This is a genomic window from Pedobacter sp. UYP24 (assembly GCF_054057295.1).
Map to the genome: position 1 here is coordinate 274,976 of NZ_JBSRZD010000002.1, position 22,340 is coordinate 297,315.

At 38.3% G+C, this 22,340-nt stretch carries 20 protein-coding genes; 11 read left to right on the forward strand and 9 right to left on the reverse strand.

Features of this window, described 5'->3' with window-relative positions:
• The gene (locus tag ACVWYN_RS05875; RefSeq protein ID WP_457287899.1) at positions 1–2,784 is read right to left on the reverse strand and encodes a TonB-dependent receptor domain-containing protein; all 2,784 of its coding nucleotides are present in this window, start codon (positions 2,782–2,784) and stop codon (positions 1–3) included.
• Positions 2,785–3,069: 285 nt separating this feature from the next.
• Between ACVWYN_RS05875 and ACVWYN_RS05880 the strand changes: the two genes are divergently transcribed.
• The 3 genes from ACVWYN_RS05880 (at position 3,070) to ACVWYN_RS05890 (ending at position 6,853) form a co-directional block, all read left to right on the forward strand.
• Entirely contained in the window at positions 3,070–4,314 is a 1,245-nt protein-coding gene (locus tag ACVWYN_RS05880; protein ID WP_457287900.1) for a hypothetical protein, read from the forward strand.
• A gap of 516 nt (positions 4,315–4,830) precedes the next feature.
• Positions 4,831–6,420, forward strand: a complete 1,590-nt coding sequence (locus tag ACVWYN_RS05885; RefSeq protein ID WP_457287901.1) for an aryl-sulfate sulfotransferase — start codon at positions 4,831–4,833, stop codon at positions 6,418–6,420.
• 115 nt (positions 6,421–6,535) lie between these two features.
• Positions 6,536–6,853, forward strand: coding sequence for a hypothetical protein (locus ACVWYN_RS05890; protein WP_457287902.1), 318 nt, complete (start codon positions 6,536–6,538; stop codon positions 6,851–6,853).
• Here ACVWYN_RS05890 and ACVWYN_RS05895 read toward each other — a convergent pair.
• The 4 genes from ACVWYN_RS05895 to ACVWYN_RS05910 all read right to left on the reverse strand — a co-directional run bounded on the left by ACVWYN_RS05895 (position 6,833) and on the right by ACVWYN_RS05910 (position 12,492).
• Complete coding sequence (locus tag ACVWYN_RS05895) at positions 6,833–7,612, reverse strand: hypothetical protein (RefSeq protein ID WP_457287903.1); 780 nt, start codon at positions 7,610–7,612, stop codon at positions 6,833–6,835. The genes ACVWYN_RS05890 and ACVWYN_RS05895 overlap by 21 nt on opposite strands.
• A gap of 1,267 nt (positions 7,613–8,879) precedes the next feature.
• On the reverse strand, positions 8,880–10,085 hold the full coding sequence (locus ACVWYN_RS05900; protein WP_457287904.1) for an acetate/propionate family kinase: 1,206 nt from the start codon (positions 10,083–10,085) through the stop codon (positions 8,880–8,882).
• Positions 10,086–10,094: 9 nt separating this feature from the next.
• On the reverse strand, positions 10,095–12,188 hold the full coding sequence (gene pta, locus ACVWYN_RS05905; protein ID WP_457287905.1) for a phosphate acetyltransferase: 2,094 nt from the start codon (positions 12,186–12,188) through the stop codon (positions 10,095–10,097).
• 67 nt (positions 12,189–12,255) lie between these two features.
• Entirely contained in the window at positions 12,256–12,492 is a 237-nt protein-coding gene (locus ACVWYN_RS05910; RefSeq protein ID WP_457287906.1) for a hypothetical protein, read from the reverse strand.
• Positions 12,493–12,869: 377 nt separating this feature from the next.
• On the opposite strand from ACVWYN_RS05910, the gene ACVWYN_RS05915 reads away from it, so the two are divergent.
• The 3 genes from ACVWYN_RS05915 to ACVWYN_RS05925 all read left to right on the forward strand — a co-directional run bounded on the left by ACVWYN_RS05915 (position 12,870) and on the right by ACVWYN_RS05925 (position 13,976).
• Positions 12,870–13,199, forward strand: a complete 330-nt coding sequence (locus ACVWYN_RS05915; protein ID WP_457287907.1) for a helix-turn-helix domain-containing protein — start codon at positions 12,870–12,872, stop codon at positions 13,197–13,199.
• Between the two features lie 120 nt (positions 13,200–13,319).
• Entirely contained in the window at positions 13,320–13,712 is a 393-nt protein-coding gene (locus ACVWYN_RS05920; RefSeq protein WP_457287908.1) for a hypothetical protein, read from the forward strand.
• A gap of 108 nt (positions 13,713–13,820) precedes the next feature.
• The gene (locus ACVWYN_RS05925) at positions 13,821–13,976 is read left to right on the forward strand and encodes a hypothetical protein (RefSeq protein ID WP_457287909.1); all 156 of its coding nucleotides are present in this window, start codon (positions 13,821–13,823) and stop codon (positions 13,974–13,976) included.
• On the opposite strand, the gene ACVWYN_RS05930 is transcribed toward ACVWYN_RS05925, so the two are convergent.
• From ACVWYN_RS05930 to ACVWYN_RS05945, 4 genes are read right to left on the reverse strand one after another with little or no spacing between them, the layout of a single operon-like run.
• The gene (locus ACVWYN_RS05930) at positions 13,973–14,626 is read right to left on the reverse strand and encodes a YceH family protein (protein ID WP_457287910.1); all 654 of its coding nucleotides are present in this window, start codon (positions 14,624–14,626) and stop codon (positions 13,973–13,975) included. The genes ACVWYN_RS05925 and ACVWYN_RS05930 overlap by 4 nt on opposite strands.
• 4 nt (positions 14,627–14,630) lie before the next feature.
• Positions 14,631–15,623 carry an L-glyceraldehyde 3-phosphate reductase gene (mgrA, locus tag ACVWYN_RS05935; RefSeq protein ID WP_457287911.1) on the reverse strand — a complete coding sequence of 331 codons (993 nt, stop codon included), beginning with the start codon at positions 15,621–15,623 and terminating at the stop codon, positions 14,631–14,633.
• A gap of 54 nt (positions 15,624–15,677) precedes the next feature.
• Positions 15,678–15,857: a histone H1 gene (locus ACVWYN_RS05940; RefSeq protein ID WP_457287912.1), complete on the reverse strand. Its 180-nt coding sequence runs from the start codon at positions 15,855–15,857 to the stop codon at positions 15,678–15,680.
• 60 nt (positions 15,858–15,917) lie between these two features.
• Positions 15,918–16,688 (reverse strand): queuosine precursor transporter, encoded by a 771-nt coding sequence (locus tag ACVWYN_RS05945; RefSeq protein WP_457287913.1) that lies wholly within the window; start codon positions 16,686–16,688, stop codon positions 15,918–15,920.
• A 66-nt stretch (positions 16,689–16,754) separates the two neighbouring features.
• Here ACVWYN_RS05945 and ACVWYN_RS05950 point away from each other — a divergent pair, with 66 nt between their 5' ends.
• The 5 genes from ACVWYN_RS05950 to lepA are packed head-to-tail and all read left to right on the forward strand — an operon-like array spanning position 16,755 to position 22,340.
• Positions 16,755–17,900 (forward strand): methionine aminotransferase, encoded by a 1,146-nt coding sequence (locus tag ACVWYN_RS05950; protein WP_457287914.1) that lies wholly within the window; start codon positions 16,755–16,757, stop codon positions 17,898–17,900.
• A gap of 23 nt (positions 17,901–17,923) precedes the next feature.
• Positions 17,924–18,727: a nitrilase family protein gene (locus ACVWYN_RS05955; RefSeq protein ID WP_457287915.1), complete on the forward strand. Its 804-nt coding sequence runs from the start codon at positions 17,924–17,926 to the stop codon at positions 18,725–18,727.
• A gap of 10 nt (positions 18,728–18,737) precedes the next feature.
• Positions 18,738–19,775 (forward strand): N(4)-(beta-N-acetylglucosaminyl)-L-asparaginase, encoded by a 1,038-nt coding sequence (locus ACVWYN_RS05960; RefSeq protein WP_457287916.1) that lies wholly within the window; start codon positions 18,738–18,740, stop codon positions 19,773–19,775.
• A gap of 6 nt (positions 19,776–19,781) precedes the next feature.
• On the forward strand, positions 19,782–20,522 hold the full coding sequence (locus tag ACVWYN_RS05965) for a copper homeostasis protein CutC (RefSeq protein WP_457287917.1): 741 nt from the start codon (positions 19,782–19,784) through the stop codon (positions 20,520–20,522).
• Positions 20,523–20,552: 30 nt separating this feature from the next.
• Entirely contained in the window at positions 20,553–22,340 is a 1,788-nt protein-coding gene (lepA, locus tag ACVWYN_RS05970) for a translation elongation factor 4 (protein WP_457287918.1), read from the forward strand.

A 22,340-nucleotide genomic window follows, 5' to 3' on the forward strand; every position in this document is an offset into this window, starting at 1 on the left:
TTAAAGTATGTAACGAAGTCCAAGTTGGTAGTTTTGTCCATAAAGGCTTCTTTCCGTCAATGTTTTTCCTAAAGCTGCATTCTGATAAGGAGCAAGCGCAGCATTAATTGCCGGTTTATTGACGTAGACTTCGTATCGAGCATTCAAGATATTCTGAACTTTGGCAAAAGCCGAGAAATGAGTAGCAAATTTTTTCTCTGCAGAGAAATCGAAAGTATTTGTAGCTTTCTGCCAATAGTCAAACCCGTAATACGGTGCAACCAATACAATCCGCTTGCCTGTATATTGCCAGGTAAGCTGCATATCTAAACCAATTCCTGTGTTTTTATACAATATTGCAGCATTGGCAATATGGGCAGATTGCCCCTGCAAAGGTCTTTTCTCGTCAATATAAACCGTTTCAGCACTGCCCCCATTGGTAAGCGTTGAACTAAATTTGCTGGTAGTAATAGAAGAATTGGTGTAGGTGTAATTTACACGCAAACCAAGCATTCTAATGTATTTTTCAAAAACCATTTCAAAACCATAATTTGTGGCATCTCCAAAATTATTGGGTTGATAAACCGTCTGGCTTTGTACACCTGTAAACTGAAAACCATATTCAATTGGGTTATATAGCCGTTTATAAAATGCTCCTATCAATAACTGCTCATTTACCTTAGGAAAAAGTTCATACCGCAGATCTAAATTATCTGAGGTGGTATGTAATAGATTTGGGTTTCCTTTTTCCGTCCAGTTTTCTCCCTGAAAACTATAGGGAACAATTTCAAAAAAACCAGGACGACTAACTGCCCCGTAATAAGAAAGCCTTAGATTTGTCTTGTCGTTTAGCAGGTATTTAAAATGAACACTTGGTAATTTGTCAGAGTAAGATATCTTGCCTGTTTTGGCACCAAGAGTAACAGGCACATCAGTATTAAAATCCTGATTGGTGTTTTCAATTCTCATCCCTACGATAGTCTCCAATTTTTTAAGCTGGAACTTCAACATCGCATAACCAGCGGTTATTTTTTCGTTTGAGCGATAATTATTAGCCTCTCCTGGAGACCCTGCCGGGTTATAAACTGACCATTTGAAATTGTCAATTCCAGACCATAGCTGTGGTGTGCCGTCACTATTTGGTTCCGGTCTTAAGGTATAGTTCTGATAAAAATTATCCCTGTGCTTGTCTCGATACATCCCACCAACCGTAAAGGTATAGGGCACTGATTTAACCTTATCGTTAAAAGCGAGGTCCCCATAACCAGAAAGATCACGGTCATGGTTTGCCCACCAAGCACGGTTAAATTCCTGTGTAATATTCGGACGGGTGTAAGGCGCGGCATTCGGAGTAGCAGCATCAGCATAGAATCCGCCGTCATAAGTATATTCAGCCCAATCCGGAATTTTGCTTGTTGCCTTTGAGTAAACGCCAGACCAGCTAAAATTTAAATGCTCTGGTAACAAAGCATGCTCACCTTGCAGTGTGCTGTTGTAAATGGTTTGTCTTTGAAACCTCGATCTACCGGAGTAAATAATTTGACCAGTACCCGGCCCAGTTCTCCGTGCAGGTAGAACAGTATCGGTTGTCATTCTTGTTTGAGCCTCATCTAGTATCGCATAGAAATTATACAGGCTTATTTTATTGTGCTCATTAATTCGATAATCTGCTTTCGCATTTAATCCTGTACGGGTAACCTGTGTAGAATAATCGCGCACATACGCATGTTTCAAATAAAGCAATCCGCCATCCTGAAATTCTGCCGGACTAAATACATTTTGGTAAGTCCTATAGGTATTTTGATACGAAGCACTCAGCATTACACCCAAACGGTTATCAAAGAATCGGTCTCCGGCAGACAAGGATGCCATAGCATTTGGCCTGAAATTTTTGTGCGTATATTTAAGGTTATCACGCGTGAAATCTGTAGGCGTTGCCAAATAAGAAGGCCCATTTAACTCGTACGGTGATTTCTTGTTGATCGCATTAACGGAAAAAGCATCGTGACCACGTTCCAGCAAATTCTGGTTGTAACCAGTAGATAGGCTACCATTGATATAAGGCCTGTCTGGTGCATTTTTCATTACCATATTAACAGAACCCCCAATAGCATCACCTTCTTTATCAGGGGTTAGCGTTTTACTCACCTCAATACGCTCTACTAGCTCAGCAGGAAAGATATCAAGCGGAACATACCTCGATTTGTTATCAGGACTAGGAATCTTTATACCATTGATTAATGTATAGTTATAGCGCTGGTCCATACCACGTATAATTGCATAACGTCCTTCGCCACCGCCACTTCGTTCCACAGAAACGCCCGAAACGCGCTGTAATACATTTGCAACAGTAATATCCGGTGAAAGCTGGATCGCCTTTGCAGATATGATATTCATAATATTTGCAGAAAGCTGTTCCGATTTTTTAGAGGATGCCTCTGATTCAGCATTTCGCCTACCGGCGATCTGAACAGCATTGAGATCTGAATTCTGTTCGTCCAGGTGAAAATCAACAACCTTATTACCATTTACAGTAATGGTGGTATCCCGGTATTTATAGCCTACAAAACTGCACCTAAGTGTATAAGTTCCGGCTGGAATATTTTTGATTACATAAATACCATCAAGTGCAGCGCTAGCTCCTTTTGATAATTGCTTAACATTTACTGTTGCACCTGTAAGAACGCCCTTACTCTGCACACCATTTGGGGTAACCATTCCCTTGATCGTATAGCTTTGAGACTGTCCCCTTGAGGCGATACTTAGTATTAGAAAAATGTAAATAAAATATAAACTCCTTTGCATATTTATGTAAATTCTGCTGCAAAAGAGTAGATAAAAAGCTAAATAAAACACGTGTTATGTAAACTTAACCAAATGATAACATGCGCTTAAAAAGCGTATTACCGTATGTTAAGTACGGGTTATTAATTTATTATGTTATCTGATTTTTTAGGGGTTCTACAGAATTAATCCACAATCAATATTTATCAGGCAATACCTTAAACTTTAATAACGTTCTAATCTCAATTAAAAACTACCATCATTTTGCCCAGTTATACATAAATTTGCAGAACCGATTTAACTTGTATGGCCTCGAAAAAGAAGAAAGAAGCCGCAGCTAAAGCTGCTCTCGAAATTGAAAAGCAACAAAAAGCACTTAAACAACGCTTTGTTGAGCGTTTTATTAAATTGCTGGAACTTTATGGAGGTAAAACGCTGTCAAATTTGTTTCCTCCAGCATTTGTGGCAGGAGAACTATTCCAGCTTCGTTATCCTGTACTAAAGGGAAAGGCTTCGCCTGATTACCCCATTGCGAAAGAGAAAGTGGTTCAATTTAATAGCCTCATGAATTACTTCATGCAAGATGAATTTATTGAATTGGAAAACGGCAATAAATACCCATTAAGCTGGTATCCAGCAGAAGGAATGACTCTTATCAATTCCATAAATAGTATTGAGCCAGATAACCCTGCGGGCAATACAGTGGTTCCATATTTTAAGAAATACCTCCCAGGCACGGAATATTGTAAGGAAGTTCAAAATAGATTAGATGATATCCTCCTTGAATCTACCCGGTATTTAAGTGACCTTACTAATGAGATCATTAAAGTTGATACTACACAGGCAGCTGTTTTTGAAAACTACGAACCGAAAAACGACTTATTTATTCGCCCTTTTAAACCGGAAACTGTTTATCTGATAATTAATGGAGAAAAGCATAGTGCAATCCAACTTGGTTGGGTTACACCTTCCATGAAATGGCACATGTTAAAAATAAAGCCTTCTCAACTTGGTTTTAAAGTTGGAAGCCTAGACATCCCATTAGATATTTTTGTGCAAAAACATGCTTTGATGAGACTTAAAGAACGAATTAATATTACTCCTGGGGTAATGCATGAAATTCTGTTTCTTACTTTTGCAGAAGACAATATTATACACGTTTTTAGAGATGGAAAAAGCTTGGTAGAATTCCGAATATCAAATGAAAAGGCAGGTTATTTTTTAGTTAAACTACATCAAAATCAATTGGTGATCCATACTTTCTTATTTCTTACCAATGATCAAACTCCGGAAGGGGACAAGCTAAAAAAACTACTTGCTGTAGAAAAAACAGATAAAAAATACCTTGAAATTGATAATTTGCCTGCTTTCAATGCTTATCGGATCTATGAAAACGAAAACTTGAGCAGGTTGTTTCAAGAAGCCGGGTGCGGTTCTTTACTAAAACTTGGTCATTTAAAACAGTTCTCTCAAATTGAGGTGAATGATAAAGATTCAGAATCTATTGAACGTTACCTTGCCGATGCCCCATATTTTAAAAACAGAAAATAGAGAATACAGATGAGCTATTAGATTAGACCATATGTCGTATTTTCTATTTTGGATCAATGGGCATAGCATTTTTTTCGCGAATAAGCTGAAAAAGGTGATCTGGTCGAACTGGGCTGCGCCTGAGCCAAGTATAACGACCTTAACCGGAAGCATTACCTTCATAGGAAAAAATACGTGGTTTAGTTCGGTTTACAATACCCTTTAGTGAAGCAAACAGGTACATTTATGCGGATGAATAGGAGAGTTTGGATGGAGCCGGTTAACATTCATCAATTCTACCTATAGGTGCGCTTTTACCATCATTTTATATGGCTGGCACATAGATATCTAACTCCTATTTCTATGCCACCCATATAAGAGATGTGTAAGAGGATTGTAATCGGTAATCCTATTTGAGTTATACAACAGCTGAACTGGCGGTTTTTGAATCAATACCCAAAAAATCAGCAATCAACATAGTATCAATTAAATTTTAATTTAGCTATATTACAACAACCAAATATTAGCCTGTAATTAATGAAAAAATACCAGCTTGCTTTTTGTCTACTATTCATGATACTTAGCTGTCGTAAAGACAAAACGATTGAAACACCTAAAGAACCAGAACCTACAACTGTCGACTTTGTAATACCCGTAGAAGCAATTAAACTCAATCCATCTGGTAATGCGCCGCTTGCTGCATTGGTAGAATTTACCACTGAGATTACCGGCCATACTGATATTATAATTAAGGGTAAAAATGGAGATGGTTCAGATGTTATGCAAAGCTTTAAAGACAACACCACTACGCATGCCATCCCAATTGTAGGTTTATATCCGAATTATAAAAATACTGTAGAGATTATAGTTACTGATTCAAAGCAAAATAAAGCAAAAAGTTCAATAAATATAACAACAGGTGCACTGCCAGAAAAAATGCCCAATTATATTCACATAGAATTAGCAAGTTTGGCAAAAATGGAATCCGGAATGAACCTCGTAAGTAGTTTCAGCTCTTTTCCTGCTGCTCCACAAATACCATATATTTTAGATAGTTATGGCGAAATTAGGTGGTATCTTGATTTTAGAAACAACCCTGATCTGAAAAATTTATTTTACGATTGTGGTATATCCAGGCTAGCTAATGGAAACTATTGTTTTGTAGATCAGTCTTCGGGCAAAATTTATGAAGTTGATATTTTAGGGAAAATTGTTCATACTTGGCTACTTGGAGGTTACGTTTTTCATCACGATATATTCGAAAAACCGAACGGAAATTTCTTGGTTTCAGTGAGCAAACCTGGAAGTACGCATACAAACGGCGGTTCAACAAAAGAGGATTTCATTATCGAAATTAGTCGTTCAGGAGGCAGTATTGTCAATGTATGGGATTTGAGGGAATCACTAAATGAATACCGTACCGTGCTTACCAATGATTCTAATGATTGGATTCATGTTAACGGGATAGTTTTCGATCCTAGCGACAATACCATCATCATTTCTGGCAGAACTCAGGGTGTAGTTAAACTTACTGCAGATAATCGTGTGAAATGGATTCTAGGACCACATAGGTCTTGGGGAGTAAACCGAAAGGGTGAAGATCTCAATCAGTTTTTACTAAAACCAATTGACGCCGCCGGAAACCTTATAACCGATGGCGACGTATTGGAAGGCACAAAGAACCATACTGATTTCGAATGGAACTGGTATCAACATTCGCCTCAACTTATGCCGACTGGTAATTTGCTGTTATTTGATAATGGCGACATAAGAAATTTTAATTCCTCGGCACCTACACATTACAGCAGGGCAGTAGAATACAAAATCAATCAAAATAACATGACGGTGCAGCAGGTTTGGACTTACGGTAAAGAGCGTGGAGAAACAACCTTCTCCAGAATTATTTCTTCAGTAAAATACTTGCCTGGAAAGGACCATATACTTTTTTCTCCTGGTTATGGGGTTCCAAATGGAACTGGTTTCGGCGGCAAAATAGTGGAGGTTGATTATAAAACCAAGGATTTAGTTTTTCAGGCAAGTATTAGTTCTGCAAATGGCTGGGGATTTCATAGAGCTATAAGAATGGAATTGTATCCAAATGGCAATCCATATACAGGAACATTTTAAATTGACTTGTTAAGATATAACCATTTTGATACCTCAAAATATTAGATAAATTTTCGAGGGGAAAATTGATAGCATAGCATGATTATATATTTGTGTTTCTGCTAAAAGCTCAAAATTGATAGATCCATTAGAAAGTGCTTTATGTTTGTTGACCGTTCTTGAGGGGTTACGACCTACAGATAAAGATCAGGAAGATTTAATCATGCAAAAGTTTCGGCTGCATTGGAACTACAATTCTAATAATCTGGAGGGTAATTCCCTAACTTTTGGCGAGACAAAAGCTTTGATTCTTGTTGGAATAACGGCGCAGGGAAAACCACTAAAAGATCACTTCGAAATAACAGGCCATAATGAAGCAATAAAATGGATACTTAACAGGACTTTTTTGGCTTGTAGAGGGAAATTCCAATGCTTACAAATTCATGAGGCCTAAAGAACCTTCTTTGGTACTTTGAGACAGGTAATAATAGCAAAATACCAGAAGCCTTTTAAGTTTATTATCGGGTTTTCCTTCAGGCGTTTTGACCTTCAAGTTCTTTTTCATAGATTTAATTACGACCTTGTTTAAGGCCGTATTTTTAAATTTCTTTATCGACTCAACCTTAGCAATTGATAAATCAGGATTAATTGTAACATTGAATATCGCAATAGTCGTTGTGCTTTTATATCCCTTAATTGAATTTAGTTCATCATTATAAACATTAAGAAAGGAAGGATTATAGTTAGATATTTGGTAACTGGATAAGAACTTTACCACTTCAATCGATTCCTGATCTAAAGCCATGGATTTGGCATAATTTTTAGCTCCTTTTGAGTTTTGAATGGTATCAATTTCATTGTCAAATTCCCAACTGCCAGAACAAGAGCCAAAGCTGAGCACACCTTTTCTTGACGTAGCAAAAATATTCCATATAGAATTTTCTGTTGACAAAAATCTACAGGAAGTATTCATAAGGCTTAATATTTTGATTTTTGTTAAGCGTTCACCTTTATATAAATTGATCACTTCAATCTCCGCATCATGGAAGTTTTTATTGATTGGATCAGGTGTCAATTTGAGGATTTTAGCTGTCGCTACGAATTGGGAGCGCGTGAAGTTACTTTTGATGGTACCAGTTGCACAAACACAAGGATATGCAGCATTTGCAGCAAGGATTATGACAAGGAAAAGTAATAGTTTAAATTTTACCATGGGTTTTGATAATTCGTTATATCACTTCTATAATCCAATTTTCAAAGATATCAAGCCTACTGATTGATTACAAGGTATGAAAAAAGCGTATGATTATTTACAATTGGATAATGAAATAAAAAGACTTCACTATAATCTAAACATACATCAACAATAATCTTTAAAGAGATAAAAATCCAACATTTAACTTCTGTTTGTTTTTTCTTCGGTTGAATTACGAGATCAGTTATGTCCTTGCAGCATGTTGGACTTAATACGGCAAATATTTTAAAATTCATTACTTAACTCCGACAAACTAACAGGGGTATTGTAGGACTGAAAGTACTTTTACAGGTACTTTGGAGGGGAAAAGGGTACCTTTAGTGCTACAAGATAGCTATTAGCCTGCACGAAAGGCCCTACAAGCGATGAAGATGCTATTGAAAATATTAGGAAATTAACTGTACCATTGTTTTGGCATCATTTGCGGTTTAAATGTGATTTAACCGTGGTTTCTTCGTATATCAGGTACCTTAAGTCGCACAAACCACGACTAATCCACGAAGAAAACACAAATGAACCTGGATAAAAACCAGAACTTCTCCACTCAAAAATCTCCATCACTTTTGCAGAAAGCTGCAGTGACCTCCATATGATCAAAGGCAATTTTAAAAGCAAATTAGGTTTATACTCTTGGATAAAACAGATCCTTTTAGTATATAAGTATAGCCAAGATTCCTAAGATCATATACGTTGACTAAATCCATATTTATGCCTCAAAAACAAGCCATAAATGGGTTGAAAAATCAGCGATTTCAGATATACAGAAATCATATTTAAATTATTGTAAATCAATAAGTTAAATTCATAAAAATCTTCAAATTTATTTGGAAATATCAATTATTTTACCTACATTTGCACTTGTAACAAAACGAGCTTCCATAAGTCACAATCATACCAATATCTCGGGTAAATCCGAGTAATTTGTAGACATAAGGAAACTACTTAGCCATTGCTGATCAGCTAAAAATAATAGGCATTGTTCCGGTTTCAATTTTTTAATTAGTCGACTAGTTAAATTTAAACTGCCAGCTGTGATAGCAGGCAGAAGAAGTTCATTGACGTATTATATTAAACTTTAATTCATCCAAACTGTTTATGCTGGAGAGGCCTAACATTATAATTCCTTTGCATCAGAGATTCCTGATGGCATTAAGGAAGACTACCTTAAACAGGCAAAAGATTTAGGCTATCATACAGAGAACCTGGTTTGGACAAAACAGGATCTTTAAGCCTTAGGATTCATTAACTGGTAACATTGATCTGCTATTTCGTATTCCTCGTTAGTCGGTATTACCAAAATCTTAACTACTGAACCATCGATACTTACATCTTTAATTACCCCTTTGTATTCCTTATTCTTTTCTGCATCTAAGCCAATACCCAGATAGTTGAGGTTTTCGCAAACGGATGCACGCATGGCAACATCGTTCTCGCCCACTCCTGCTGTAAAAATGATGGCATCTATGCCATTTAATACCGCAGCATAAGCACCAATAAACTTTTTAATTCTGTAAGCATAAAGCTGTAAAGCAAGCAAAGCTGACTCATCTCCTTCACTAACTAGTTTCCTTACATCACGCATATCACTTGAACCTCCTACACCCAGTAAGCCAGATTGTTTGTTCATCAGGGTACTAAGCTGTTCGCGCGTATAGCCAGAATGCTCCATTAAATGAAAGATAACTGAAGGATCAATATCTCCAGACCTAGTGCCCATCATTAATCCGCTTAATGGACCAAAACCCATACTGGTATCGATAGATTTCCCATCTTTAACTGCAGTTATACTGCAGCCATTGCCCAAATGGATACTGATCAATTTTGAATTTGGTTTGCTTAAAAATTTGGCCGCCTGTGCACTTACATATTTATGACTAGTGCCGTGAAAGCCATAAACGCGTATTCCATCTTCTTTATAATATTTTTCGGGAATTGCATAGCGATAAGCCTGCTCAGGAATTGTTTGATGGAAAGCGGTATCAAAAACAGCAATTTGGGTTGCTTTTTTAAAGGATTTCTCTGCAAATTCAATGCATTTGTAGTTAACAGGGTTGTGAAGCGGCGCCAATGAGAACAGCTTCTTAATCTCTTCTTTTACCTGATCAGTTATCATGGTTGGTCCTGAAAAGTGTTCGCCACCATGCACTACCCTATGCCCCACAGCCACAATTTCATCCGGACTATCCATTACTGCATCAGCCCCAGCGGTAAGTAATTCAAGCACTTGCTGTAAGGCCTCGCCATGGTTGGAAATGAAACCTTCTTTTTCAACGCTGCGCTTATCTGAGCCGATATATACGGTGTGTTTAATGAATGAGCCCTCTATTCCAATTCGCTCTGCTAAACCACTGCAAACGGGTTCTTTTACTGGCATTTTAAAGAGCTGATATTTAAGAGAACTGCTTCCCGAATTGATAATTAATATATTCATAATTGGAAATTAGACTTCCTGGCATTGAATGGCTGTAATTACGACTGTATTAAAAATATCGTCTACCGTGCATCCCCTGCTCAGGTCATTAATTGGTTTATTTAGTCCTTGCAACATCGGGCCTATTGCCAGTGCGCCTGTTTCTCTCTGTACTGCTTTATAGGTATTATTACCGGTGTTAAGATCTGGAAATATCAATACGCTAGCCCGGCCGGCTACCTCAGATCCAGGTAATTTTTGCTGACCAACCAGCGGATCTACCGCAGCATCGTACTGTATAGGTCCTTCAATCTTCAATTCTGGATGCTTGGCTTTTACAATTGCAGTTGCTTCCCTTACACGTTCAACATCCTCACCTTCACCAGACGTCCCTGAAGAGTAAGAGAGCATGGCTATTCTTGGTTCAATGCCAAACTTAGCACTGCTTTCTGCAGATGATATGGCTATTTCTGCCAATTGCTGAGCGGTTGGGTTCGGATTTACCGCACAATCGCCAAATATGGCCACCCGTTCTGGCAGGCACATAAAAAATATGGAGGATACAACTGAAACACCAGGTTTGGTTTTTATAAACTGTAAAGCCGGTCTGATGGTATGTTGGGTGGTGTGGACAGCTCCTGAAACCATTCCATCTGCATCTCCCTTATAAACCATCATAGTACCGTAATAGGATACATCAGTCATCATATCTGTAGCCATCTCCATATTTACGTTCTTATTTTTACGCAATTCATAAAGTGTTTCTACATAATCATTGTAATTTTCTGATACTGCTGGATTATGGATATGGATACTATTGAGGTCCAGATTGAGGCCAAGACGCTTAATGGAGGCATTGATTTCTGCAGGATCTCCCAGCAATGTAATTTCCACAATATCTTGTGCAATAAGCTTTTCAACTGCCCTCAATATTCTTTCGTCATTCCCTTCGGGAAGTACTATGTGTTTCTTCTTGCTTTTTGCCCACTTCACCAATTGATACTGAAACATGTGGGGCGTAATACCTTCGTAGTTAAAAGTAATAATCTTATCATCCAGCGCTTTAAGATCAACATACCTTTCAAAAATATCTATTGCCAATTCGATCTTTTTCTTGTTGTCTATGGTTATTTTAGAATGGATATTCCCTATGGTTGTGGTGGTTTCAAACGTTCCCTTTTGCACTGAAATGATGGGAATAATAGTTTGAAGACCTTCAATTAGCTTGATTACAGGCTCATCTGGTAAGCTGCCTGCAGTAAGGACAATACCAGCAACTTTAGGATAATTGGAAGATAGGTTGGCTTGTAGCGAACCAATGATGATATCGCCCCTATCACCAGGAGTTACAATTAACAAATTGTCTTTAATGTGGCGTAAAAAGTTGGGCAGCATCATAGCACCGGTAACAAAATTATCTACCTGGTTATCCATCAAATCTGCACCAAATAAGACATCAGCACCCAATGCTGCAGTAATCTCTTTCATAGTTGGGCTTTGCAAGCCGCTTTCCATTGGGATTACTGCGATGAGGAGTTCTTTTGGCAACTGATTGCTCAATGCCTGCTTTATTCGCTCTGCTTCTTCTGGGTTAACCATATTGGCTACCACACCCAGAACCTGGACTTCCCGCATCAGGAAGTTGCGGTAAATGTTGATCGCAGTTTTGAAAAGTTGACTGGCTGTTTTGCCTTTCCCAGATACCACAATTAGTACAGGCGCACCCAGGTTTTTGGCCATTAAGGCATTGGATTCAAATTCAAAAGCTATCCCCTCTCCCAAAAAATCACTTCCTTCAATAACGGTGAAGTCGTAATTATCTTCCAGTTTCTTGTATTTGCTGATAATGGTATTGAGGAGATCGCCAGTGTTTTCATTATCCGACTGGTGCAACATCTGTTGTCTGGTAAAGGCGTATGCATCTTCGTAATTTACCGGGAGGGAAAAATAGTCAAGCATCGCTTCTACATGCTCATCCTTTTTAGATGGATCTTCCTGTGCAATAATAGGTTTAAAATATCCTACCTTTTGAGTCTTGGCAAGAAGCATATTGATCATCCCGAATGCGATAACAGATTTACCGGTATATGGCTCTGCGGATGCGATGAAGATATTTTTAGTCATAAAGGAGCAATTGTTACAACAATAACGAATTGCCACCAATATAGTTGGAAAAATTTAATTAATCGGACTAGACATTAAACTCGTTAAGCGAATAATGTAACTCGTCGCACATAAAACCGCGTGACCTGAATATTTCTTCAATAACCGGTCCGCATTGAATTGAACTTACCACTCTAAGGATTTTGTCTTCATCCTCAAATGCAAATGTCCAGTTCTTCTCGCCAAATAAAATGTTCATTAAAGGGCGAACATATGTTAGTTCATCCTTGTCTAGTACCGAAGTTTTAAAAATCATGATGTTCATTGCTATATGATTTAATAATTGGCACAATTAATAGCTGTATGCACTAAACTATGCTCCAATAAATAATAAACTAAAGATCAATGTTTTAAATTTTTTTGGAAACAGTTAACGGCTTAGCGGGATAAAAACATCGGTAAATAGGGACAATTGATCGGTAAAAAGAAATGCCTCCATTTTAAGTTGTCGAAATTTCCATATCACTTTTAACACCAATATGCTTTACAGCACATTACTTAATTACAATGAAAGATTTAATGGCATGCGTTAATTAATCTATAAATAAACCGTATACACTAGAAATCCAGTTGTGTTATTATTTCGTAAATAATTTTATTTTCTTCACATTTAACATTACGAACAATTAAATTTACAGCATTATGGAACATATAGGAAAAAACATTAAGCAGCTAAGACAGAAAAAAAGTTGGAACCAAAGTGACGTAGCTACACGACTTAACATATCTACCCCTGCTTTCTCTAAAATTGAAACAGGCATTACTGATATCAATTACTCCAGACTGGATCAAATTGCGCAGTTGTTTGAGGTACCTATTGCAAAACTCTTGTCTTATGAGGGCGATATGCTACAAGCTGGTCGTGTGCAGGAAATTAAAGACTTAAAAGACAAACTTTTTAAAAGAGAAGAAGAGATTCTGAAATTACAAGGATTGCTTATTGAGCTTTATGAAGAAGTAAGAAATAAGTAAAACATCTTTAATGATTGATGGCAATTTGAAGGATGAAACTTTAATCTGGGTTGGGCTTAAAATCTAAGAACAAAGTAAGGAAAAGGTTGTTCTTATTGTAACCAATCTCTTAAAAAATTAATGGAGACGCCCATATACTGGATTTTTATTCTAGCCTTACCCGTTGCGTGCATTGCCTGGACTGTAACAAAAGAAGAAATATTTAAGGAACCTAGAGATTTCTGTGTAGAAAAATCAAAGGCCTGTAAGTCATTCTTCCAAAGAAAGATATTTTATTTATTTACTTGCGAGTATTGCTTTAGTCACTACGTAACATTAGGGGTATTGATTATAACAAATTATACCCTGCTTTATCACGATTGGAGAGGTTATATCATTGCTGAGTTTTCCATTGTATGGATTGCAAATGTTTATATGAGCCTTTATAACCTCATTAGAATAGATTTGAAAAAGGGAAAACTAATTGCACAAAAGGAAGAAGAGAAAATTAAGCATGGAGACTTTACCTCCTGATGATCTTTAACAAGCTATAAGACACAGTTTTGTCAAAAATATTGGAATACTAGCAGCTTAAAAATTATGTTCATATTTTTGACTAAATAATTCAATAAGTCAAACTGTATGAAAACACATTTACTTGCAATTGTAGCTTTATTGTTGTTTAGCGCCTGCACCGAATCTAAAATGAAACTTAGAGCTCCAGCTCCCGAAAATGCACAAAGATCAATTACCGATACGGTTAAAACCGATTCCAGTACCGTTTCTGTAAAAAATTAACCAAGTAGCTCTTTCAGTAGTTTTTCGAACTCTGTTTTAAGCTCAAAAAGTTCCAGCTCAACTTTATTCAATCTGGTTTCAAGCTCTCCTGATGGCTTTCCTTGAATTTCTTCTTCGAACTCCAGTTGTGAAAGATCTGGTATGCCACTTAAAAGATGTATATATCTAATCTCTTTTTGTCCAGGCCGCTTTGGTATCTGCATAATGTAGGGCATTTCTGGAAGTGATAACCGTTCTAATACAACCTGAACATCTTCCAATGATTCGAACTCATATAACCTACCTGAATTGGTATTTAGTTCACCTGGAGTTTGTGCACCCCTAAGCAGTAATAAACACAATATCGCTACATCTGAAGGCAGTACTGGAAATACAATTGCAAAGTTATGCTTATATTTTGTTGAGCGACTTGAGCCTCCGGTTGCAGTAGATATCAGTCCCTTCTTTTTCAAAGTATCCAATGCAAGTACAACAACATGATCATCGTATTGTACTACCGGTTTACGGGATGTTTTCTGGTTACATGCCACTGTGATGGCATTGATAGTCATTGGATAATATTCAGGAGTGGTCTTGGATTTTTCCATTAATACCCCAAGTATCCTTACTTCTTCGGCGCTTAATACCGGCAAGAGCTTGCTTTCTTCCATTGGATTAACTGGCAAGGATATCCTCTATTTTTTTAAGTTCTGCTGCACTAAAATCAATATTATCCAGACATTTAAGAGAATCAGCCAGTTGTTCGGGTCTGCTGGCTCCTACAAGTACAGAAGTGATTCGCTCATCTTTGAGTATCCATGATAAGGCCATTTGGGCAAGCTTTTGTCCCCGGCTTTTAGCTACTTCGTTTAGTTTAGTCAACTGCATGATCTTTTCGACGGTAATCTGTTCTTTTTGAAGCGCGCCATGTTCCTTTGCCGCTCTGGAATTTGCTGGTACGCCAGCAAGGTATTTATCGGTTAACAGCCCCTGTGCAAGTGGTGAAAATGGGATACAACCCACACCCTCATTTTTAAGTAAAGTTAAAAGTCCGTCCTCAACCCATCGCTCATACATAGAATATTTGGGCTGATGGATTAAACATGGGGTACCTAGCTCTTTTAAAATCGAAATTGCTTTAGCAGCCTCTTCAGGTCTATAATTTGATATCCCAACATAAAGCGCTTTACCCTGACGAACGATTAGATCTAAAGCAGCCATCGTTTCTTCAATGGGGGTTTCAGGATCCGGCCTGTGGTGATAAAATATGTCTACATAATCCAGACCCATCCGCTTAAGACTTTGGTCTAAACTGGAAACCAAATATTTCTTTGAACCCCAATCGCCGTAAGGCCCATCCCACATGGTATACCCCGCTTTGGTAGAAATAATTAGTTCATCCCGGTATCCGCTAAAATCACGTTTCAAAAGTTTACCAAAGTTTTCTTCGGCTGATCCGGGAGGCGGACCATAGTTATTTGCGAGATCAAAATGGGTAATTCCATGATCAAAGGCCAGTTTAAGAATATTACTACTATTCTCCAATTGGTCTACATGACCGAAGTTGTGCCAGAGGCCAAGTGATATTGCAGGCAATACAATGCCGCTGTTACCGCAGCGCCTGTACTGCATGTTTTTATAACGTTCTGGATGAGGTGTGTATGACATATTTACAAAAATGATCAGCGATGGGATTGAGCCACCGCTGATAATGACGATATACTATTTAGCGGTATTCTTTTTATCGGTTACTTCAGCACGAATATCTTGTGCCAATACCTTTAAATCTTGCATCGCTTTGCGTACTCTTGTTCCTGCTGCACTGTTGCCAGCATTGTAGAATTTCTCTGCATCTGCCTCAACAGAAGCGATCAATTCCTTAACTTTTGAAAATTTTTCCATAATTTGAATTTATTTATGCGCCAAATATATCATTTGCAGACGAAGTTACAAGAATTATGTCTAATGGCGACCGGCCATTGTGATCATTCGCTGGGCCCGTTCTTTCCCAAGATATCCATCAATTAGTGAATGTACCAGGTAAAGGATTGGCGTCATTACGATGGCAACAAAAAACTTGTATGTGTAGTTAACAAGTCCTATTGCCGCCACCATTTGCCAACTCCAGTGGTATTGAGGATTAAGATAAAAAGCAATAAAAATAACTACGAAACTATCTATCAATTGCGACACTAAAGTAGACCCAGTTGAACGGAGCCATAAAGCTCTTTCACCCGTTATCTTCTTGATCTTATGAAAGATCAGTACATCAGCAATTTGTCCGACGAGAAATGCAATAATTGATCCAACAATGATCCACATCCCCTGCCCAAAGATACCGGCAAATGCATTGTTCATATCGAGATTTTTGCCATTTATATTTTGTGTAATCCAAAAATCTGAGGCAGTTAAATGCATTGCTGCACCAACAATTATAAATGCGTAAGAAATTAAGACCGCGGTTAGAATAGATAAAAAGCGAACCTGCTTTACTCCAAAATATTCATTAATAATATCCGTCATAATAAATATGATTGGCCAGGTAAGTACACCGGCAGACATATTAAAAGATAGGTTTGGAACACCAAGCAAATTGATATCGAAATGCCTGATACCCAACGTACCTTCTACAGAAAATATTTTAACACCGATGAACTCTGAAAGAATAGCATTGGCAACAAAAAACGAACCTAATACCAGCAACAATCTGCTCTCTTTTGATTTAAAACTCATAGCAGGCTGAAATTATTAAATTATTCTGATATAAGGGGAGAAATATTATTTCTATTTTCGTTCCACATGGTACCAATTCAATCCAAACTCCCGGGAGTAGCTACAACCATTTTCACAGTGATGTCAAAGCTGGCCTCCACACACAAAGCAATCAATCTTTCTCAGGGATTTCCTGATTTTGATTGTGACCCTGAACTTGTAAATATGGTAACAGCAGCCATGAAAAATGGCGCCAATCAATATGCTCCAATGGCAGGTACTGTAGAATTACGTGAAGTAATTGCCAGAAAAACAGAGAATCTTTATGGTGCAGTATACCATCCTGAAAGCGAAATTACCGTTACTGCAGGAGGTACGCAGGCTATCTTTACTGCACTTGCAGCAATGATTAACCCTGGCGATGAGGTGATCATATTTGAACCTGCTTACGACAGCTATGCTCCTGCTATTAAATTATTAGGCGGTCTGGTAAAATCTTATGAGATGGCTCCGCCAAACTATAATATCGACTGGGAATTGGTAAAAAAACTATTCTCTGCCCAAACTAAAATGATCATTTTAAACAGTCCTCAGAACCCTACAGGAAGAACACTAACGGAAAGCGATATACTAGCACTAATTAAGCTGGTGAAGGGCACAGATGTGTTGATTCTGAGTGATGAGGTATACGAACATATTATTTACGACGGACAAAAGCACCTGAGCATGTCACTTTACCCTGAGTTGAAAGAAAGAAGCTTTATTGTAGCATCGTTTGGTAAATTACTACACACCACTGGCTGGAAACTTGGTTACTGCATGGCGCCAGAGTATCTGATGAAAGAATTTAGGAAAATACACCAATTTAATGTTTTTAGCGTTAATACACCTATGCAGCTTGGTATAGCCAATTATCTTTCAGATGCTTTAAAGTACGAAAGCCTATCTTTCTTTTTTCAACAGAAAAGGGATGTGTTTAGGGAGATGCTTCTAGAAACCAAATTTAAATTATTACCTTGTAATGGCTCCTATTTTCAATGTGTTACCTATGCAGACATTGCTGATATAAATGATAAAGACATGGCTTTAAAACTGGTAGCAGATTATGGAGTAGCAAGCATACCGGTCTCTGCATTTTATACTAGAAACACGGATTATAAAGTACTCCGCTTTTGCTTCGCCAAAAAAGAAAGCACGTTAAATGAAGCCGTTAACAGGTTAATGCAGTTATAATTTACAACCCCTCAAATTAATATATGGAACAGCCACATTACCTGAATATTCCAAACCTGAAAATAACCATTTTCCAGGCTTACTTATTTTGGGAGAATATTGATAAAAACCTTCAGAACCTTGCCTTAAGGTTGTCAATGGGCATAAAAGAAAAAACAGACCTAATCATTCTTCCAGAAATGTTCTCTACAGGGTTTAGCATGAATGCCAAAGCATTGGCAGAAGAAACCGATGGCAAGACCATGAAGTGGATGAGCCAGATTGCCGATAAATATGAATGTGTTGTAGCTGGAAGCATCATCGTAAAAGAGGAAGACCATTACTTTAACCGGTTGATCTGGATGCTTCCTGATGGCTCCTATAGCTTTTACAATAAAAGGCATTTATTTGGACTGGGTGATGAGGATAAAAACTATACACCAGGAATAGAGAAGGTTATTGTGGAGTTAAAAGGCTGGAAAATCAGGCTGTCGATTTGCTACGACCTGAGGTTTCCGGTATGGTTGCGAAACAAAGATGAAGAGTATGACATTCTGCTCTTAATTGCCAGCTGGCCAGATAAAAGATCTGCGCATTGGAATGCTCTGATCCCAGCGAGGGCTATCGAAAACCAAAGCTATGTAATTGGTGTAAATAGAGTTGGGCATGATGGCAATGAAGTTTACCACAGTGGGCACTCACAGTGCATTGATCCAATGGGTAAAACAGTGTATTACAAACCAGAGGATGAAGATCTTTATACTTTTAGTATCCATTATGAGGAGTTGGTTAAAACAAGAAGAACCTTCCCATTTTTAAAGGATGCTGATAAATTTAAAATTATATAATTAATTGACGATGCTTGACCGTAGAAAATTTATAAAGGCAACTGCACTTTCCGCTGTCGCTATTGCTGTTGATAAATCAAGCGCCGCTGCTATGGCCAACCCAAGTGCTTCCGCCACAGTAGGGAAATCTATTGTAATATCGACATGGGATTTTGGCATTCCGGCTAATAAAGCCGCCTGGAAAATACTAGGGAAAGGTGGCCGTGCATTGGATGCCGTTGAAGAAGGTGTTCATGTACCCGAAGCCGACCCTTCCATACAAACTGTAGGTTATGGCGGGCTCCCAGACCGTGATGGACATGTTACCCTGGATGCTTGTATTATGGACGAGTTTGGCAATTGTGGCTCTGTAGCGGGATTAGAGCACATTGTGCACCCGATCTCAGTAGCTAGAATGGTTATGGAAAAAACGCCTCATGTGATGTTAGTAGGTGACGGTGCCTTGCAATTTGCATTAGAAAATGGGTTTAAAAAGGAAAATTTATTAACTAAGGAAAGTGAAGCTGCCTGGAAGCAATGGCTTAAAACAGCTAAATATGATCCGGTAATGAATATTGAAAACAAATTGTACGACAAGGCCTCACCAAAAAAATTACCTGGTAATCAATACAACCATGATACAATAGGCATGCTGGCACTTGACGCTAAAGGAAACCTGTCTGGTGCATGTACGACAAGTGGAATGGCCTATAAGTTGCATGGAAGGGTTGGCGACAGTCCAATCATTGGGGCTGGTCTATACCTGGATAATGAGGTAGGTGGCGCTACATCTACAGGTGTTGGTGAAGAGGTGATCCGCAATGTGGGAAGTTTTCTAGTTGTGGAATTAATGAGACAAGGGTTTTCTCCAGAAAATGCCTGCAAAGAAGCAGTTATGAGGATCATAAAAAAGAAACCAGATATTGCAAAAAATATACAAGTTGGCTTTTTAGCACTAAATAAAAAGGGCGAATATGGCGCATACGCCATCCAGACAGGATTTAGTTATGCAGTTTGCACGGCAGAAAAAGACGATCTGCTGATTCCAGGTAAAAGCTTCTATAAATAACTGATTATGGTTCAAATGGAAGTTTGCGCCAACTCATTGAGTTCGGCTATTGAAGCAGAACGTGGTGGCGCTACGCGTGTTGAGCTTTGTGATAATCTTTTAGAAGGTGGAACAACCCCAAGCTTCGCACAAATTAAATTAGCAAAATCGATACTTAAAATTGAGGTCTACCCCATCATACGACCGCGTGGTGGTGATTTCTTGTATACTGATCTGGAATTCGATGTGATGAAAGTAGACATTATTGAATGCAAAAAACTGAATTGCAATGGTGTGGTTTTTGGGATATTAACAGCTGAAGGAGATATTGATGTAGGTAGATGTGCAGAACTTGTGGAGATGTCGAAGCCGATGCTAGCCACCTTTCACCGTGCATTCGATATGTGCAAGGATCAGTTCAAAGCATTGGAACAGATCATCTCCCTTGGTTTTTCCAGGATACTAACTTCGGGTGGAGAAGAAACAGCAATAAAAGGTATAGTGCGGCTATCTGAATTGGTTGAAAAAGCTAGTGGTAGGATTAGTATTATGCCGGGATCTGGGATTTCAGTGGAAAATATCTCCAAATTAATATCCGAAACTGGTGTTAAAGAATTTCATGGTTCAGCAAAATCAATTGTTCAGAGCAAAATGAAGTATAAAAACCCTAAATTGAATATGGGCGCTGACAGAGACGAGTTTGCTATTGAAATTACGAGCGCGAACACTGTTAAAAATTTAATTGAACTGGCCAACAGTGCCGAATAGTTGTACCAAAATCCTATCTTTGCCCAACTGATGAAGCACATACGTAATTTTTGCATAATTGCACATATTGACCACGGAAAGAGCACTTTAGCTGACCGTTTACTGGAATACACCAAAACCATTAGCCATCGTGAAGCTCAAGCTCAGTTGCTTGACAATATGGATTTGGAGCGTGAGCGTGGGATTACGATAAAAAGCCACGCCATACAAATGAATTACGTGGTTGGTGAAATTGAATACAATTTTAACCTGATAGATACCCCTGGACACGTAGATTTTTCTTACGAAGTATCTCGTTCTATTGCCGCTTGCGAAGGTGCACTATTGATCGTTGATGCCTCACAGGGTATTCAAGCTCAAACTATTTCTAATCTTTACCTTGCTTTAGAGCATGACCTGGAAATCATACCTATTTTAAATAAAATGGATTTGCCGGGAGCTATGCCCGAGGAAGTTAAGGATCAAATAGTTGATCTTATAGGCTGCAAACGTGAGGATATTATTCCTGCATCCGGCAAAACAGGCTTGGGTGTACCCGATATTATTCAAGCTATTGTAGATCGTGTTCCAGCGCCAGTTGGTAACCCTGACGCACCGCTGCAGGCACTGATTTTTGATTCAGTATTTAATCCTTTTAGAGGTATTATTGCTTATTTCAAAGTGGTAAATGGTGAAATTAAGAAAGGTGATAAAGTTAAATTCATCAATACAGGCAAACAATACATTGCTGATGAAGTAGGTATTTTAAAACTGGACATGTCTCCACGCACGGTGGTTAAAACGGGTGACGTTGGCTATATTATATCAGGGATTAAAGAAGCCCGCGAAGTAAAAGTTGGAGATACAATAACAACGGTTGACAGGCCATCACTAGAATCTATTCAAGGTTTTGAAGAAGTTAAGCCTATGGTTTTTGCAGGGATTTATCCGGTAGAGACTGACGAGTTTGAAGAATTGCGTGAAGCGATGCACAAACTACAGCTAAATGATGCTTCTATTGTATTTGAACCTGAAAGTTCTGCGGCACTAGGTTTCGGTTTTCGCTGCGGTTTCCTTGGTATGTTGCACATGGAGATCGTTCAGGAACGCCTGGAGCGTGAATTTGACATGACGGTTATTACAACGGTACCCAACGTATCTTATATTGCAAAAACCACCAAAGGTGTTGAAGTCATCGTAAATAACCCATCAGATTTACCCGATCCAAGTAAGCTTGATTCTGTCGAAGAGCCTTTTATCAGGGCAAATATTATCACTAAAGCTGAATTTGTAGGCCCGGTAATGTCACTTTGTATTCAAAAAAGAGGCATTATTGCCAATCAGTCTTACCTGACCTCAGACCGTGTAGAACTTATTTTTGAGATGCCTATGGGTGAAATTGTTTTCGACTTTTACGATAAGCTGAAAACCATTTCTAAAGGCTATGCCTCTTTTGACTATCACCAGATCGGTTATCGTAAATCGGACTTGGTAAGATTGGATATGCTGCTTAATGAAGAGCCAGTTGATGCGCTATCTTCGCTGATTCACCGCAGTAATGCCTATGACTTTGGGAAGAAAATCTGTGAAAAACTGAGAGAACTAATTCCTCGTCAGCAGTTTGAGATTAAGATACAGGCTTCTATAGGTGCAAAAGTTATAGCGCGCGAAACACTTAGCGCTTTACGTAAAGATGTTACCGCTAAATGTTATGGTGGTGATATTTCTCGTAAACGTAAGTTGCTGGAAAAACAGAAAGAAGGTAAGAAAAGAATGCGCCAGGTAGGTAATGTGGAGATTCCACAAACCGCATTTATGGCAGTTTTAAAATTAGATTAG